14 protein-coding genes and 2 pseudogenes are annotated in these 16,329 nt (G+C 69.6%); 8 read left to right on the top strand and 8 right to left on the bottom strand.

The window, feature by feature from the left end; genetic code table 11:
• The first annotated feature begins 196 nt into the window (after positions 1–196).
• Entirely contained in the window at positions 197–982 is a 786-nt protein-coding gene (locus RI578_RS05050; RefSeq protein ID WP_310875669.1) for an SGNH/GDSL hydrolase family protein, read from the top strand.
• 477 nt (positions 983–1,459) lie between these two features.
• On the opposite strand, the gene RI578_RS05045 is transcribed toward RI578_RS05050, so the two are convergent.
• Together RI578_RS05045 and RI578_RS05040 are read right to left on the bottom strand one after the other, a co-directional pair.
• Positions 1,460–2,080, bottom strand: coding sequence for a TetR/AcrR family transcriptional regulator (locus RI578_RS05045; protein ID WP_310869929.1), 621 nt, complete (start codon positions 2,078–2,080; stop codon positions 1,460–1,462).
• Between the two features lie 59 nt (positions 2,081–2,139).
• On the bottom strand, positions 2,140–2,724 hold the full coding sequence (locus RI578_RS05040; protein WP_310869928.1) for a carboxymuconolactone decarboxylase family protein: 585 nt from the start codon (positions 2,722–2,724) through the stop codon (positions 2,140–2,142).
• Positions 2,725–2,891: 167 nt separating this feature from the next.
• On the opposite strand from RI578_RS05040, the gene RI578_RS05035 reads away from it, so the two are divergent.
• From RI578_RS05035 to RI578_RS05020, 4 genes and pseudogenes are all read left to right on the top strand, one after another.
• Positions 2,892–4,085, top strand: coding sequence for an MBL fold metallo-hydrolase (locus tag RI578_RS05035; protein ID WP_310869927.1), 1,194 nt, complete (start codon positions 2,892–2,894; stop codon positions 4,083–4,085).
• 110 nt (positions 4,086–4,195) lie between these two features.
• Positions 4,196–5,101: a cytochrome b/b6 domain-containing protein gene (locus RI578_RS05030; RefSeq protein WP_310869926.1), complete on the top strand. Its 906-nt coding sequence runs from the start codon at positions 4,196–4,198 to the stop codon at positions 5,099–5,101.
• 714 nt (positions 5,102–5,815) lie between these two features.
• Positions 5,816–6,260 (top strand): annotated as a pseudogene (locus RI578_RS05025) (LuxR C-terminal-related transcriptional regulator); the annotation flags it as partial.
• A gap of 265 nt (positions 6,261–6,525) precedes the next feature.
• Positions 6,526–6,660: a hypothetical protein gene (locus RI578_RS05020; RefSeq protein WP_310869925.1), complete on the top strand. Its 135-nt coding sequence runs from the start codon at positions 6,526–6,528 to the stop codon at positions 6,658–6,660.
• Positions 6,661–6,681: 21 nt separating this feature from the next.
• On the opposite strand, the gene RI578_RS05015 is transcribed toward RI578_RS05020, so the two are convergent.
• From RI578_RS05015 to RI578_RS05005, 3 genes are read right to left on the bottom strand one after another with little or no spacing between them, the layout of a single operon-like run.
• Positions 6,682–7,713, bottom strand: coding sequence for an NAD(P)/FAD-dependent oxidoreductase (locus RI578_RS05015; protein WP_310869924.1), 1,032 nt, complete (start codon positions 7,711–7,713; stop codon positions 6,682–6,684).
• Positions 7,710–8,225, bottom strand: coding sequence for an isoprenylcysteine carboxyl methyltransferase family protein (locus RI578_RS05010; protein ID WP_310869923.1), 516 nt, complete (start codon positions 8,223–8,225; stop codon positions 7,710–7,712). Before RI578_RS05010 ends, RI578_RS05015 begins: the two co-directional genes overlap by 4 nt.
• A gap of 9 nt (positions 8,226–8,234) precedes the next feature.
• Positions 8,235–9,377, bottom strand: coding sequence for a type III polyketide synthase (locus tag RI578_RS05005; RefSeq protein WP_383557952.1), 1,143 nt, complete (start codon positions 9,375–9,377; stop codon positions 8,235–8,237).
• A gap of 46 nt (positions 9,378–9,423) precedes the next feature.
• Here RI578_RS05005 and RI578_RS05000 point away from each other — a divergent pair, with 46 nt between their 5' ends.
• Positions 9,424–10,284, top strand: a complete 861-nt coding sequence (locus RI578_RS05000) for a UbiA family prenyltransferase (protein WP_310869921.1) — start codon at positions 9,424–9,426, stop codon at positions 10,282–10,284.
• A gap of 634 nt (positions 10,285–10,918) precedes the next feature.
• On the opposite strand, the gene RI578_RS04990 is transcribed toward RI578_RS05000, so the two are convergent.
• The 3 genes from RI578_RS04990 to RI578_RS04980 form a co-directional block, all read right to left on the bottom strand.
• Entirely contained in the window at positions 10,919–11,407 is a 489-nt protein-coding gene (locus RI578_RS04990; RefSeq protein WP_310869920.1) for a hypothetical protein, read from the bottom strand.
• A 349-nt stretch (positions 11,408–11,756) separates the two neighbouring features.
• Positions 11,757–12,809: an SDR family oxidoreductase gene (locus RI578_RS04985; RefSeq protein ID WP_310869919.1), complete on the bottom strand. Its 1,053-nt coding sequence runs from the start codon at positions 12,807–12,809 to the stop codon at positions 11,757–11,759.
• Positions 12,810–12,867: 58 nt separating this feature from the next.
• The gene (locus tag RI578_RS04980) at positions 12,868–13,338 is read right to left on the bottom strand and encodes a hypothetical protein (RefSeq protein WP_310869918.1); all 471 of its coding nucleotides are present in this window, start codon (positions 13,336–13,338) and stop codon (positions 12,868–12,870) included.
• Between the two features lie 762 nt (positions 13,339–14,100).
• Between RI578_RS04980 and RI578_RS04975 the strand changes: the two are divergent.
• Together RI578_RS04975 and RI578_RS04970 are read left to right on the top strand one after the other, a co-directional pair.
• Positions 14,101–14,668: pseudogene (locus RI578_RS04975) on the top strand (cytochrome P450); the annotation flags it as partial.
• Between the two features lie 458 nt (positions 14,669–15,126).
• Positions 15,127–16,326, top strand: a complete 1,200-nt coding sequence (locus tag RI578_RS04970; protein ID WP_310869917.1) for a hypothetical protein — start codon at positions 15,127–15,129, stop codon at positions 16,324–16,326.
• Positions 16,327–16,329: the final 3 nt, after the last annotated feature.

Raw genomic sequence — 16,329 nt, 5'->3', positions numbered from 1 at the left:
TGGGCGCGGCCTCCGCGCCGCTGAAGGCCGGACCCCGATCCCCGGGTCCGGCCTTCGGTGTATTCCGGAATTGACGAACACTTTAGGCGTGGTTTTTCTCACCGCCCGTCAACCCTTTCCTACGGTCGCGTAGGTCACATTCCAAGGTGAATCATGGGCCGACGTGGCAGACGATTCGAAGAGTGACAGCAGAGAAGTGATCGGGTCGTACGTGGCGGTGGGGGACAGCTTCACCGAGGGCGTCGGCGACCCGGGCCCCGACGGGTCGTTCGTCGGCTGGGCGGACCGGTTGGCCGTACTGCTCGCGGACCGGCGCCCCGAGGGCGACTTCAGGTACACGAACCTCGCCGTGCGCGGCAGGCTGCTCGACCAGATCGTGGCGGAGCAGGTCCCGAGGGTCGCCGAACTCGCGCCGGACCTGGTCTCGTTCGCGGCGGGCGGCAACGACATCATCCGGCCCGGCACCGATCCGGACGAGGTGGCCGAGCGGTTCGAACGCGCGGTGGCCGCGCTGGCCGCGGCGGCCGGCACCGTCCTGGTGACGACCGGCTTCGACACCCGTGGGGTGCCCGTCCTCAAGCATCTGCGCGGCAAGATCGCGACCTACAACGGGCACGTCCGTGCCGTCGCCGACCGCTACGGCTGCCCCGTGCTCGACCTGTGGTCGCTCCGGAGCGTCCAGGACCGCAGGGCGTGGGACGCCGACCGGCTGCACCTGTCGCCGGAGGGCCACACCCGCGTGGCGCTGCGCGCGGGCCAGGCCCTCGGCCTGCGCGTCCCCGCCGACCCGGACCAGCCCTGGCCGCCGCTGCCGCCCCGCGGCACCCTGCACGTCAGGCGCGACGACGTGCACTGGGCACGCGAGTACCTGGTGCCGTGGATCGGACGCCGGCTGCGAGGCGAGTCGTCGGGCGACCACGTGACCGCGAAGGGGGCGCTGTCGCCGGACGACATCAAGGTGCGGATCGCGGCGGTGGCCTGACGGCGGTGCGGGGTGCGGGGCGCGCGGCGGACGGCCGCGGGGTCGCTTTGCCGGTTTGCGCGGGTGGGGTGGCCGTGGGCCGGGTGGGCGGACGCCGGCGGGTGGGTGGCCGGAGTGCGGGCGGTCGGCCGGAGTCCGGCTCGCCGCCGGGTGGCGAGGAGTGGGGGGGCGGACCCGGCCGCCGGTGGAACGGTGGCCGAGGGGCCGGTCGGTCGTGCTGCGAATGTGGGGGCGGATCTGGCCACCGGTGGGATGGTCATCGAGGGACCGGTCGGTCGTGCCGCGGATGCGGGGGGCGGGCCCGGCCGCCGGTGGAACGGTGTGGCCGGGTGGCCGGTCCGTCGTGCCTCGGATGTGGGGGGCGGGTCCGGCCACTGGCGGGACGGTGGTCGAGGGGTCGGTTCGTCGCGCCCCGGACGCCGGGGCGGGGGTGTCCGTCCGCGGTGAGGTGCCGCCGGTCCCCGCTCGCGGCCGTGGCTAGCGGCGTGGTGTCGTCAAGGCCTCGCGCTTCAGGCCGAGTTCGCGGGCCAGCGCCTCGTCCGTCCACTCCTGGGCCTTGGCCCGGGACACCGCACCCGGGTAGGACGTCAGCTGGACGGCGAGCCCGTCGAGCAGAGCGGTCAGACGCAGGGCCGCGCCGTCGGGCTCCGGGCACGTGAACTCCCCGGCGGCCACGCCCTCGGCGATGACCTCGGCGATCGCCGCCTTCCACTGACGGTCCAGTTCCCGCGTGACCTCCCGCAGCGCGGGCTCGCGCAACGCCACCGCCCAGCCCTCGATCCACAGCCGCCACCCCTTGGCCTGCCCGGTCGGGGCGTACCAGCGCACGGCGGCCCGCAGCCGGCGCAGGGCCGACGTACGGCGGCCGAGCAGCTTGCGCAGACGGGAGAGATCATCCTCGGCGGCGTACGTGAACGCGGCGGCGACGAGCTTCTCCTTGGTGGAGAAGTGGTAGAGCACCAGCGCGTTGCTGACACCGAGCGCGGCGGCCACGTCGGCGATCCGCAACGCCGCCACACCCCGCGCCGATATCTGCTCGATCGCCGCGCGCAGCAACTCCTCGCGCCGCTCCGCGACACCCAACCGGACTCTCACCACGCCCGTCACCCTATACACGCGCCCGGACATGCGGCGACGGCCGCTTCAGGCCCGGTCACTCAGTCCGTCGTCGCGGTGGCCGGACCGGTGCGCCCAGTGCCGGGCAGATCGCAGGAGTCCCTGAAACCCTGGCTGGTGAGGTCGAGCGCCGCGTTGATGCGGGAGCGCAGGTTCTCGACGGCGACCATGGCCGTCAGCTCCACGAACGCCGGCTCGCCCAGCCGGGCCCGCAACCGCTCGGCGAGGTCGTCGCCGACGGTGGGCGGCGTCGCCGTCACCGCCTCGGCGTACTCCATGACGTCCCGCTCCAGCGGCGTGTACGCGTCGCTCTCCCGCCACACCGGAACGTCGTGGAGCTTGCGCCGGTCCATGCCGCGCTCGGCGTTCTCCCAGTACCCGAAGTCCATGCACCAGGAGCAGCCGATCGAGGCCGCCGAGGCCATCACCGCGAGCGCCTTCAGGTCGGAGTCCAGCCTGTTCCACTTGGCCACGGACTGCTCGAAACGCAGGTCGCCCCAGAGCACGCGCGGGTTGTGGGCGAGCGCCTTGCCGGGGTCGAGGACCTTGCCGTAGGTGCGCCGGGAGTACCACTCCATGACGCGGAGGAGGAGCGTCCGGGGCGGGGTGAGGGATACGCGGGCCATGAGGGCCACCTTCCTGTCCGTGAGTCGTGCCGTTGGTTCCCGGGCGCTCCGGCGGGGGCGCCCTCACCGGTACGACGGGTGAAGGGAACTCGGATGTGACATCGGGCGTTCGAGTGACGTCGGACGAGACGACAATGAGATCCTGACCTACTCCACCTGGAGGCACCGTGGCCGGTTTCCGTTCCCCGAACTCGGGGTTCCGCGTGCCGCGGCCCGCGGCCTTCGGTGCGGACCCCAGCGGTGAGCGCATGGCGCGCATCCGCAGATCGCCGCACTTCCGTGACGGCGTCTTCCAGAACCCCGGAGGCGGCGCCCGGACCCGGCCCTCCGGGTCGGCCGCGGAATTCGCCAAGATCTACTTCGACCGGCAGGCCCGGCTCCGTCGCGCGCCCCTGGGCACCGTGCCCGTGCACGCCACCACGCTCGCCGACCTCGCCCGGCCGCCCGCCACCGGACTGCGGCTGACCTGGATGGGGCACTCCAGCGTGCTCGCCGAGATCGACGGGCAGCGCGTGCTCTTCGACCCGGTCTGGGGCGAGCGCTGCTCCCCGTTCCCCTTCGCCGGCCCGAAGCGGCTGCACCCGGTCCCGGTGCCCTTGGCGGCCCTCGGCCCGGTCGACGTCGTCGTCATCTCCCACGACCACTACGACCACCTGGACATGCCCACGATCAAGGCGCTGGCCGGCACGGACACCCTGTTCGCGGTGCCGCTCGGCGTCGGCGCCCACCTCGAACACTGGGGCGTCTCCGCCGGCCGGCTGCGCGAGCTGGACTGGCACGAGTCGACGCGCGTCGGCGGCCTCACCCTGACCGCCACTCCGGCCCGGCACTTCTGCGGACGGGGCCTGCGCAACACCCAGCACACTCTCTGGGCGTCCTGGGTCGTCGCCGGGGAGGAGCACCGCGTCTACCACAGCGGCGACACCGGCTACTTCGACGGCTTCCGGGACATCGGCGCCGCACACGGCCCGTTCGACGCCACGATGATCCAGCTCGGGGCGTACGCCGAGTTCTGGCCGGACATCCACATGACCCCCGAGGAGGGCGTACGCGCCCACCTCGACCTCCAGGGAGGCCGGCCGCACGGCGCCCTGCTGCCGATCCACTGGGGCACCTTCAACCTCGCACCGCACGCGTGGGCGGAGCCGGGGGAGTGGACGAGGGATGCCGCTGGCGAGGCAGGGCAGGCGGTGGCTTTCCCCCGCCCCGGCGAGCCGTTCGAGCCGACGGGGCAGTTGCCCGGGGAACCGTGGTGGCGGGCGGTGTCCGGTCCGATCGCGCACCCGTGGCACCATCCCCGAATCGCTGAGGGCGGGGCCGAGACGGACAAGGGCGATCTCCACCTCGCGGGTGAGCGGTGACGTCGGTCGGCGAGGAGCTGGGGAAGATGGTCCGGATGCTGGAGCATCTTCCAACTGAGGAGCTGGATTGCTGCGACACGCTCGACTAGGAGGAGGCTTACTCCTCCCTCGTGTCCCTGCCCGGCCACAAGAAGCTGGGGATGGGAAGGCACTGGCACTTCATCAGTGTCATCGGCTGGGTCCTGACCGGTGCCGTCTCCTACGTGCTGCTGTTCGCGACCGGTCAGTGGCGCCGCTACATCCCCCAGGACTGGTCCCTGTTTCCCACTGCCTGGAACGACCTGCTGACCTACCTCAGCTTCAACCTGCCGCCCCTGCTGCCGGGCCAGCCCTTGGACGCCCTGCAGAAAGTCGCTTACGCGGCCGTGATCTTCCTGCTCGCCCCCTTCCAGATCCTCACCGGCGCAGCCCAGTCCCCGGCGATCGAAGCCCGCTTCCCTTGGTACGTACGGCTGTTCGGCGGTCGGCAGGCGGCCCGCAGCCTGCACGCCCTGGGACTGTTGGCCTTCCTCGTGTTCATCGCCGTACACCTGACGATGATCGGAGTGTGGGGATGGCCGGACAGCCACTTGCGGGGTCGAGTCCGGCACCGCGTCGGCCGCGGCGCAGCCCGCGGCAAGCACAGCTACCGCCGCGCACAGGGCCACCGTCCGACGAGACTTCAACGACCTCTCCGTTCGTATCGTCCCGGTGTCGCCTCCTGGGTGCCAGGGGGCGCGCCCTCTCATGCGACCGGGCACCGCCGCACTGCGCCAGCCGGTCGTATCCATCCCGGTCAGTGTTCAGTCTGCGGCCTAGTCGTCGCGCTCCTGTTCGTCTCTGTTGATCTCCTCTCTCGTGACGTCGTCCTCTGCCTCACGGACCCGTTGGGCAACGGCGAGCTCCATCCCAGCACCGATGGGGTACAGCACGGAGACCAGGAAACCGGTCAGGGGCCAGGCCCCCACGCCCCCGACGAAGCGGGCTGTGACCCAGGCGAGGCCAACCACCGTGGCTACGGAGACGATGCTGAATGAGACTCCGAGCGCGGTGACGCTGCTGGGTTCCCGTTCCAGCGGCTTGCGGAAACCTCCCGTCGCGACGGCTTCGAGCAGGCTGAAAGCGGCCGCGGCTCCCATGGCGAAGAGCAGCAGGTGAACGGAGCCAGACTGACTGGCCTCCGCATTCAGCACCGCTGCGGCCGCGGTAATGGATACGGAGAATCCGTACGCCTGCCCGTTGTTGCGCAAGGACGAGCGCAGTCCATGCCCCATTTGCCGGTACATTTCATGCCTGCTCTCGACGGCTCGATGACCCGGGGCCGAGTCACTCACTCAAGTCATTGCCGCCCCGGTACACGTCTGGCGTCTCCTGCTGCGGAAAGCCATCCGGAAGCGTGACGGCCTTGGCCTTGGGCGGGTACATGTCTTGGTCCGCGGCTCGCTTGTCCACGGGGAGCGCGGAACCGCGAGTTGGGAAATGCGCCCGTCCGCCCAGCGTCGTTGCGGACGGATGCCAGCCGCCGGGCGAGGCGAGCCGGAGCCATCTCGGACCGGGACGATGTCCCTGGCGGTTCGTCCGATGTACTGCTCGGCGCGATCACCTCGTAGTGGTGGAGGTCGAAGGCGAGGGATACGGAGCGGATTCTCTGCAGCTTTACGAAGTTGTGGCGGGCGGTGTGCGGGCGGCGAGGCCACCGTATGCGGCACACGGGCGAAAGCAGGTGGACTCGGCCCTGTTTCGGACCGCGATCCTCGCCGCGGGTGCTGATCCTCACGACCTACGACCTGGACGAATGCGTCTTCGGCGCACTACGGGCGGGTGGGTCGGGATTTCTGCTCAAGGATGCCTCCCGCGACCGCCTGCTGGAGGCGATCCGCATCCTGCACGCCGGTGAGGCCCTGTTGTCGCCGTCGGTCACCCGAAGGCTGATCGAGGACTACGCCACCCGCACCGAACCGCTCCGGCCCACCACCAAGCTGCTGGCCGATCTCACTCCCCGGGAACGGGCAGACCCTCCTCCTGGTGGCCAGGGGCCTGTCGAACCCGGAGATCGCCGCGCACTTGGTCGTCACCGAGGCGACGGTGAAAAGCCACATCGGCAGCATGTTCGCCAAGCTCCATCTGCGTGACCGTGCCCAAGCTGTGGTATTCGCCTACGAAAACGGCTTCGTCCTTCCAGGTAGCTCAGGCTGAGCCCGCAACTGCTCCGCAGACGCCTGAGCGTCCGATGCTGTGGACGTCCGTGGTCGGGATGCGGTTACGGATCTCCAGGCCGGTTTCGCCGTCGACAAGTTGAAGGGCGACTTCGGCGCGCGCGGCGAGGTCGAGCGGGTCGAGCCCTTCGGTGCAGGAGCTCTTTTGCGAGCTGCTCGGGCGCGAGACAGAGAAAACGAGCGCCGCCCTCACGCACCTCTTCCCAATGGAAGACCGCGGACTTGCCGGAGCCGGTCGGCATCAGATGCAGGCGCAGATCCATGGCGGTGAGGCACCGCCGAGCGAGCGGGTCATGGCCGAGCACGGCGCGATGTTCGGCCGTGAGTACCGCGTCCAGTCCGAGGGCGAGTACCCCGATCCCGCGCAGCGCGAGAAGTAGGGGAGGGCTGACATCGCCGGCTCATGCCAGCGCGTTCACCGCTGCCGCAAAGAGGCGGGGCAGGCGAGCGGCCGTGGGCATGATGACCGGCGCGAGCGCGGGCTGCTGACGGGCTCGCACCAGAAGTTCGGTCAGGAGTCGGTGGCGGCGGGTCACGCGTCTCCAGTCGGTTTCGTAGCGGCTGGGTGTGCCGCGGCGCACGTTGGTGACCAGGGCTTCGGCGCCGGTGAAGGCGAGGGAGAGGCCCTCACCGGTCAGCGCGTCGGTGTATCCGGCGGCGTCGCCGACGAGCAGTACTCGTCCGTGCGTGCGGGTGCGTGCCCGCTGGCGCAGCGGCCCCGCGCCGCGTACCGCGGTGACGGCCGCTTCCTGGGGGAGGCGGGCCGCCAGTTCGGGGAAGCTCTCCAGCTGGATGCTGAAGGGCGCTCGCCGGGCGGTCAGCAGGGCGACGCCGACGAGTGCGGGGCCGAGCGGAGTTACGTACGCCTCCCCGTCCGGTCCCCAATGCACCTCCACGTAGGACGACCAGGGAGGTACCGCGTAGTGGCGGCGCAGGCCGTATCTGGGTGCCGCACTGGTTTTCACCTCCAAGCCCAGCGAACGGCGCAACGGTGAATGCAGTCCGTCTGCGGCGACCAGCCACCGTGCGCGCAGGCTCGTACCGGGCACGCTCACGCCCGTGGTGTCCTGTTGTACTGCTCCTACTCGCAGGGGCAGAACGGGTACGCCCGCGTCCACGACGGTCTGGTGCAGGGCGCTGTGCAGGTCGGTGCGGCGCACGCCCAGGCCGGGGCCGTGCCGGAACTCGGCCTGTACCTGGCGGGGGCCCTGGATGTAGCGGATGCCGGTGACCGGATGGCCGGGAACTTCCAGGCCGAAGGCGCTGAGGGCTCGGACGGCACTGGGCATGAGGCCCTCACCGCACGCCTTGTCGACCGGTGCCCGACGTGGCTCCGCCACGACGACGTCAAGTCCCGCACGCACGGCGTGCAGGGCGGTCGCGAGACCGGCGGGGCCCCCTCCGGCGATCAGCAGATCGTGGCCGCCGCTCACGCGGGCGCCGCCGAGGTCAGCGCTGTGTTCTCACACCGGATACGGACAGCGAGCAGCACCGCGTTGGCCGCGGTGAAAACCGTGGCGGTCAGCCACGCGGAGTGCACCAGTGGCAGGGCGGCGATCTCCACCACGACGGCGATGTAGTTGGGGTGGCGCAGGAACCGGTAGGGCCCGGTGCCGACCAGGTGCGCTCCGGGGACGACGATGACCCGTGTGTTCCAGTAAGGGCCCAGTGTGGTGATGCACCACCAGCGCAGTGCCTGCGCCAGGACGACAAGCACCAGCATGGGCCACCCGAGAGCGGGCAGGAACGGCCGGTGGGCGAGCACGGGTTCGGCAAGGCAGCAGGCGAGCAGACCCGTGTGCAACACCACCATGACCGGGTAATGGCCGCGGCCGTGCTCCACACCGGCGCGAGAGAGGGTCCAGGCGGCGTTGCGTCGGGCGACGACGAGTTCGGCGACGCGTTCGGCCCCGACGGCGAAGACGAGAAGCGTGTACCAGGTCATGAGGGTCACTCACCAACGCAGCAGGACGAGTTCGGAACAGAATCCCGGGCCCATCGCCATCAGCAGTCCCCACGTGCCGGGCTCTGGCCGATGGGAATTCCAGGTGCTCTGCAGGATGTGAAGCACGGAGGCGGAGGACATGTTGCCCACCGTCGCGAGGGAGCGCCAGGCGGTGTCCAGGGCGTCGCCGGGCAGGCCGAGGGTATCGGTGACGGCGGAGAGCACCTTCGGCCCGCCCGGATGGCACACCCAGATGCCGATGTCCTCGGTGCTCAGGCCGTGGTCGGCCAGGAAGGCGCACAGCTGCCGGCCGAAGTGCTTCCGTACGATGTCGGGGACACCGGCGTCGATCACCACGCGGAAACCGCTCGCGCCGATGTCCCACCCCAGGAGCTGTTCGGTGTCCGGATACAAGTGGCTGCGCGTGGCGACCACCGACGGCCCGGCCGCTTCCGATCCGGCGCTGCCGCTGGCGCCGCCACGCGCTACGAGCGCTGCCGCGCCGTCACCGAACAAGGCGCCGGCGACGAGGTTGGCGCGGGAGTCGTCGCGCTGCTGGAGTGTCAGTGAGCACAGCTCGACGGCGAGCAGCACGGCGGTGTCGTCGGGGTGCCCTCGTAGGTAGTCGTGCAGCCGGGCCAGGCCGGCCGCACCCGCCACGCATCCCAGGCCGAAAACCGGAACTCTCTTCACGTCGGGCCGCAGTCCGACGCGTCCGGCCAGCCGGGCGTCGAGCGACGGGGCTGCGATGCCGGTGATGGAGGTGCACACCAGCAGGTCGACATCGGCCGGACGCAGCCCCGCGTCATGCAGCGCGCCGGTGAGGGCTTCCTCGCCCAGTTCGAGTCCGGCGGCCATCCACGCATCGTTGCTCTGCCCGAAGTCACCCAGGTCGGCGTACCGCTCGATCGGCAGGGCGAGATGGCGTGTGCGTACACCGGCTGATGCGTGCAGGCGACGCAGCAGGGCGCGATTGGCCCCGGGGGCCAGGCAGAGGTCGCCGATCGGCTCAGTGAGGTCGTCCTGGGCGTAGCGGTGCGGTGGCAGGGCAGTGCGGACGGCGGCGATCGTGCTTGTCGTGGCGGACAGGGACGTCCAGTGTGGTGAGGTGGGCGGGGAAGGATCACCATCGGCGATCACCGGGGCGCGCATGTTGGTCATGTCTTCCTCTCACCGGAGGTTCCCGTAACGTGCATGCGTGTTCCTCTACCCGTCTGATGGCCTGTCACGTCCGACACGCCGTGTCCTGGCGCTGTTGCGCTCCTGCCATCTCGAGCCGGCCGTCGCGGTGACGGTGTTCGCGACGGCTTTAGCCGTGGCGGCGGGCCGTGGGGCGGCGGGTTCGGTAGCGGTGGGAGCGGCCGTGCTGGCCGGCCAGCTCTCAGTGGGCTGGTGCAACGACGCGGTCGACGCCCGGCGCGACAAGGCTTGCGGGCGCCTCGACAAGCCGGTGGCCACCGGTGAACTCCCGTACCGGACGGTGGCTGTCGCGGCCGGGACGGCTCTGGGATTGTGCATACCGCTGTCGCTGCTCAGCGGCGCCGCCGCGGGAGCAGCGCATCTGGGTATGGTGGCCGTGGGCTGGTCCTACAACTTGGTGCTCAAGCACACGGTGTTCTCCCCGTTGCCCTACGTCGTGGCTTTCGGATCGTTGCCGGCCTTCGTCACTCTCGGGCTGCCATCGCCGTCGTGGCCGGCCTGGTGGGCGGTGGCGGCAGGGGCCCTGCTGGGAATGGGGGCACACCTGGTCAACGTGCTTCCGGACATCGAGGACGATCTCGCGACCGGTGTGCGCGGGCTGCCACAGCGGCTGGGCCGCGGAACCTGCCGGTGGCTTGCACCGTTCGCGATGCTGGCAGCCATGGTTGTGCTGGTCTCGGGACCGCCGGGAGCGGTGGGGGACGCGGGCTGGGTACTGGTGGTGGTGGCCGGAGCCGTCGCGGTCGGGGGCACTGCCATGCCGTCGGATGTCCGGAGCCGGTGGCCGTTCCGAGCGGCGATCATCGTGGCGGGCATGGCTGTGGCGCAGCTCCTGCTGAGAGGTTCGGAGATGTTCTGACCTTCCGGGCCCGTCCGCGTGTGGTACTGAGGCCGCTGGCCACCGAGGAGACGAGGGCGGAGCTCATCCTGGATTTTGGCCCGGATCGGCTGGTCGATCGTTGGTACGGGTCTGACTCCGGCCGCGCACACCCCATGGCCCGGCGGCATGGCCAGTCAACGCCCGGATGTGGGAGCCGTCGACCGCAGCACGGGAGAAATCCAGGGCGTTCGCGCCGCGGAGCTTGGCAGGTCATGCCCGACCCGAGGCCGAGCTCCTGCGGCAGGTGTTCCCGGGCGATCCCGGTGTGCGGGGCGAACAGGATGCCCTGGAACACCAGCCGGTCCGGATGCCGCTTGCGTCCCGGATGACGGGCCCGGCCGAGCCGCCCCACACCCCCGGATCATCAGTCCCGAGTGATCCAATCACCTCGAAGGTCGTTTCGTTGGGAGTTCTCGGAGCGGGCCCTGCGTTCCGGCCGCCCGCAGGCGCCCCGGCCGGTGATTGCCCGGGAGGGAGCGATCCCGACTGCTACCGCCCCTTCCGTGATCGCAGCGGTTTTGACCGGGCTAGATGTGGGTCACGTCTGCGCCGACCTCCTCGACGTCTCCACGTCTGTGGCCGCCGGCTTTTGCGGCCGGTTCCTGTACCCGAGTCAGAGGGCGGCGCCGAACGGCAGGCCGCGATGCAGAGCTGGGTAACAGACGCCGGCGACGAGCCCGAAGAGCAGATGTCCGCCGCAGAAGGTCAATACGTCGCGGCTGCCGTAGTGCCGGTAGAACACACCCGGCGCCGCAAGACGCCCGAGAATCCGCGGACACAGGTCCGGCCAGGCACCCACCGCTACCCCGCCGAGCGTGCCGTGCACCGCCCCGGCGAGCAGTCCCCACCACACCAGGTGGTTGCTGCCGACCGCGGCGAAGAACATGGCGTACGTGAACGTGATGGCTACGGCCAGGACCGCATGGCCCGCCCAGCCGGCCAGGCGACGATACGGCGGCGGTACCCTCAGAATGGCCCCTGCCTCGGCGAAGATGTCCTGGTGCACCGCCGCGCCGGCCGCCCGTTGGATGTAGGCGGGCACCTCCATTATTTGAGCGGCCAGCACGCCGGTGACCGCTGCCGCGAGCGGGTCGATTCCCATGTGCGCGGCCGTTTCTAGGAGGCCGGGACCGGGTCGAGGCAGTCCCTGTTGGAGTCCGCCTGGACAAACGTGTGGAAGACGCTTGCCGCGGCATCCTTGCCGGGCCGAATGGGTGGTTTGTGCAGCCTCAGAGCGGTGGCGAGGGCGTGGTCAAGGGTGTGGACGGTGGTGAACACCGCGGCACCCCGCATGGTTCCAGCTGCGACGTGGGGACGTGCCATTGTCTGTTCGGGACTCGGACGAAGAGTCTTGGCCCGCACGGCGGAGTTCGCCGGGGCGCATTCGGCCACGGCTGTGAGGAAGTCTCGGCCGACGCTCTCAAACATACCCGGCACCCTTCGCGATTCGACTATCTGTTTGCCGCATTACCTTTCCTCCGTACCGCGCGGGTGTGAGTCGCAACGGAGGCGGCGCTGGACGTCGCGCTCTGTCCCCGCCGTCGGTTGACAGCTCTGGTCGCAGTGGTGAGGGCCGCCGCGCCTACGGCCAGCGTCAGTGCTTTGGCGACGAGGCGGTGATCGTGCCGACGCCATCCGTCGTCGACGGTGTGGGTCGGGGAGGCGGGGTCGAATACGGTGCCGTCGTGCGGCGGGGCGGGGACGCTCCGCAGGGCGCAGACGTCCACCACAGGCCCGATGAGACGGTCGTAGAGTGCGGGGATGAACCGGTGCACCCAGGCACCGATGCGGTGCGTCTGCCCGACGACGATCTGGCGCTGGGGATGGTCGGCCGCGCGGAGCACCGCGGCGACGACCCGCTCGGGAGACGTCACAGGCGGCAGGGGGCGGATCTGGCGGCCGGTGTAGTTCGCGGCATGACGGTAGATCGGTGTGTCGACCGCGCCGGGCAGGATGGTGCACACCGCGATTCCTGGTGTGTCGCGCAGTTCCTGGCGCAGCACCTCGGAGAAGCCGAGCAGGCCCCATTTCGCCGTGACGTACGGCGCGACATACGGGGAGGAGAGGCGCCCGTACAGCGAGGAGATGTTGATCAGCACCCCGTGGCCCTCGGCCCTGAAGTGCGGCAGCACCGCGCGGGCTGCGTACACCTGGCCAAGCAGCGTGGTCTCCACGATCTGCCGGAACACCGGGCCGGGAGTGTCCTCGAATCGTCCGTAACTCCACACGGCCGCGGCGTTCACCCAGATGTCGATGCGTCCTGACCAATCGGCAGCACGCTGGGCCAGTGCCTGGACGGCTGCCTCGTCGCTGACGTCGGTCGGCACCGCCAGCGCCCGCCCTCCCCGTTCCTCGCACTCGCGCGCGACCTCGGCGAGGGCCTGCTCGCTGCGTGCCGCCAGTACGACACTGACCCCGCGGGCGGCGAAGGCCAGTGCCGCCCCACGGCCGATGCCGCTGGAGGCGCCAGTGACGACCACCACCTGCCGAGCCGGCCCGCTCATGGCGTCTTCGGGACCCGCTGTGCCGAAATGGCTCGGCCGGGGATCGTCGACCATAGGGTCATGACCGCCTGGCAGGACCGAAGAAGTGGTCGAAGGCAGCGCCGGTTGCCTGGGCCTGCACGTATTTGCCGAGGAGATCGACGATCCAGTCCTTCTTCGACCACTGCGTCGGCTGGTAGAGCCCGAGAGCGACATTGAGGAGCACATCGCCGGTGTAGACGGTGGCGAACACCGTGTTGACCGCCTTCTGCCCGCGCAGTCCAGTGGTGGCGGCGATTCCGTAGGCGGTGCCCCACATACCGCCGAGAGAGAAGTGGGTGGCGTAGTTCAGCCGCTTGCGGGCCTCTGGACCGGCGGGGTGGACGGGAAGGATCCGCTCGGCGAACGTCGCGGGGAAGTAGCTGTCCTCCCGGTTGCTGACCGGCATTTCGACAAGCTTTTGGAAGGCGGTCATCACCGCGGTCCCGGCGACGCCGGCGAACACACCGCTTCCGATGTTCGCTGCCAGACTCGCTCGCTTGAGCTGCATGCCATCCTCCTTTGGCAAGGCCGGCGCGCAAAGGCTCAGGGCGACGCACCGACGCGGGGTCGCGCCGCTACTACGGCGTCTTACCGGCGCCGAACACGTCCTTGGCGTCCTCGGCCGAGTTGACCGGCGGTCCGGTTGAGCAGCACGCTTCCGTCGAACGCCACCGAATTCGAGGCCCGCTCCGCGGGAACCGCATAGTCGACGTACGGGGTCAGAAAGTCGGTGTGTGCTGTGGGGAAGTTCCGCACGGCTTGGTTGGCCGTCAATGCCGTCCGGCTCCGCGGTCCCGTCCAATACCACCGCCGCACACTGGTCTGGCGGGTCTCAAGCGGCCTCTGCCGCTCGTGCGTGGGCATCTTCAGGTGGTCGTCCACGGATCCCAATGTCGCCTCCTGATCGGTCAGACTCTCCAGCGAACAGCGGGTCGTACACTTCGGTAACCACCGTGTCAGCTCCCTGACGTGATTACCGCAGTACCCACTATCGGCAGTGCGACCCCTTGCGGCGTGCTCGGCGCCGCTGCGGCGGGGTGATCAGCAACTTCTCCCGGTAAGGGGCGGTCCTGCGTGGGGGTTGCTACGAGCTCACGGTGCCGGTCTCGCTCGGGCTCGGCTTCCAACTGGTCCCCGATCACCAGACGTGTTCATCGCTGGTTGCGAGCACCTGCGTGTTGAGCGTGACCGCGCCCGCGGATCATCCCCGAGTATGAGGGCGGGTCGGCCGAAGACCCCGGCTTCCTCCTGCAACGCCGGGTGATCGAAAATCCCAGCATTCCTGCACGACCCGGATCCGACCCATGCCAACCTGCGCTCGAAGTGCCCCGTGCAGCAGGTGCCGATCGGCGCGAGTGGGCACGGCAGCTACCTGGTCACCGGGTATGCCGAAGCCCGGCATGCCCTCGCCGACCCACGGCTCTCGAAGGACACGGCCGCCTTTTTCGCCGACAAGAAGTCACGGCGCCGCCTGCACCCCGCAGTCGCGCACAACATGCTCTCCAGCGACCCTCCTCAACACACCCGCCTTCGCAAACTGGACACCGCGTCGCACGCCATCGCCGAGTACATGACCGGTCTCATCACCGAGAAGCGCCTGCATTCGGGTGACTCACTCCTCGACCGCCTGATCTCGGCGCGCGACGGCAGCGACCATCTCAGCGAGGAGGAACTGGTGTCCCTGGCGGTGCTGCTGCTCGTCGCTGGACACGAGACCACCACCAACTTCCTCGGCAACGCAGTCCTGGCGCTGCTCCAGCATCCAGCCGAGCTGGAACAGCCTCCGGGAAGACCCGGAGGCCGTGTCGGCCTCGCTCGACGAGCTTCTCCGCTTCGATGGTTTCGCCCTTCTCGGTGTTGCCGCCGAGCAGCGCCCAGTGCCCGGGGCGCCGGATCGGTTTGATCGCCGCTCGACGTGCGCGACCACCTCACCGTTCAGCGGCACGACGATCTGCCAGGGGACTTCGGGGCGGGCACCAGGCGAAGGTTGATGCGGGCCCGGTGCCGGTCCTGACGATCCGCTCCGTCCCCTTCGGCCCTGCCCAGCTGGAGAGGGTTCTCTCGGCGGACACTGCCTTACTGATCGCCAGAGAACTGGCGAGGTGCTGCCCGTCCAACGAGGCGCCCGTTCTAGTGACGCTTAACCCGTCAGGGGGATCCATGCAGCCTGTGCGCGTGAGCGGTGGCTCAAAAGCGTCCATAGGTAAAAGACTGGCGAGCATATCCGTGCTCGTCGTCTGAATCGGGGTACTCCCGGCGGCGCGCGGATTCCCCACGTCCTTCAGGAGGCACCCTCATGACGTTCAATCCGCTGGAGCAGCGGGGTATCCCGCTGGACCGTCAGCTGCGTAGCTGGCGTGAGCTGAACGTGGATCCGATCGACCCGGACCACTGTGACCCGTACACCCGGTGCCGGATCATCACGATGAACGGGATCGAGGTGGAGGCGATCATGTTCAGCCACCAGCTCGCCCGGCACACCGTGGACCCGGAGATCAAGCGGCAGCTGGCGCGCGTGCGCTACATCGAGGCGCAGCAGCAGAAGGTGGTGAACTGGCTGCTGCCGGGTGTCTCCTCGGTGCTGGAGACGACGATCGCGTACGAGCAGGTGGCGGTGGACCTGACGGCGTGGGTGGCGCGGATGGAGCCGGACCCGTACCTGAAGCAGGCGTACCAGTTCGGTGTGCTGGAGGACTTCGACCACCTGTACCGGTACGCGAACCTGTACGAGATGATCGAGCACCGCAAGGCGGAGTCGATCGTCGACGGCCTGACCGAGGTCATGCCCGGCCGGCCCACCAGGCTCCACCACCGTAATCCGGTCGACAACGTCCGCGACCCGTACGCCAAGGACCAGACCGACCCGCTGTCGAAGCTGCACGCGCTGACGGTCATGTCGGCGGAGCAGCAGACCATGAACTTCTACATGAACACCGGTCCCACCTACATGGAGCCGATCGCCCGTCAGCTCTACCAGGAGATCGGGCTGATCGAGGAGGAGCACGTCACCCACTACGAGTCCCTGGTGGACCCGGGTGAGACGTGGTGGGAGCAGCTGGTCAACCACGAGTACAACGAGTGCTACCTCTACCACTCCTTCATGGAGCAGGAGAGCGATCCCAAGGTCAAGGCGATCTGGGAACTGCACCTGAACATGGAGCTGGAGCACCTGCACGCCGCCTGCGACCTCATGCGCCGCCACGACGGTCGCGACCCCGCCTCGGTGCTCGCCCCCGAGCTGCCCAACGTGCTCACGTTCGAGCCGAACAAGGGCTACCTGCGGGAACTGCTCGACACCCAGATGGACCTCACGACGCTCGGGGCGGGTTACGTCCGCGAGGCGCACGAGCGGTTCGAACAGATGCAGGAGCAGATCCACGGCGGCGAGGCACCCCCGAGCGACCGGGTGATGACCGAGCACGACGAGATGTTCGGCCGCGAGTACCGCGTCCAGACCGAGGGCGAGCACCCCGATCCCTCCCAGCGCGAGAAGTAAGGA

It is taken from the genome of Streptomyces sp. BB1-1-1, assembly GCF_031597775.1.
In the GTDB taxonomy this organism is placed as follows: Bacteria; Actinomycetota; Actinomycetes; order Streptomycetales; family Streptomycetaceae; genus Streptomyces; species Streptomyces thinghirensis.
Note: the sequence above shows the minus strand (reverse complement) of the source record. Positions and strands in the feature narration are given on the sequence as shown.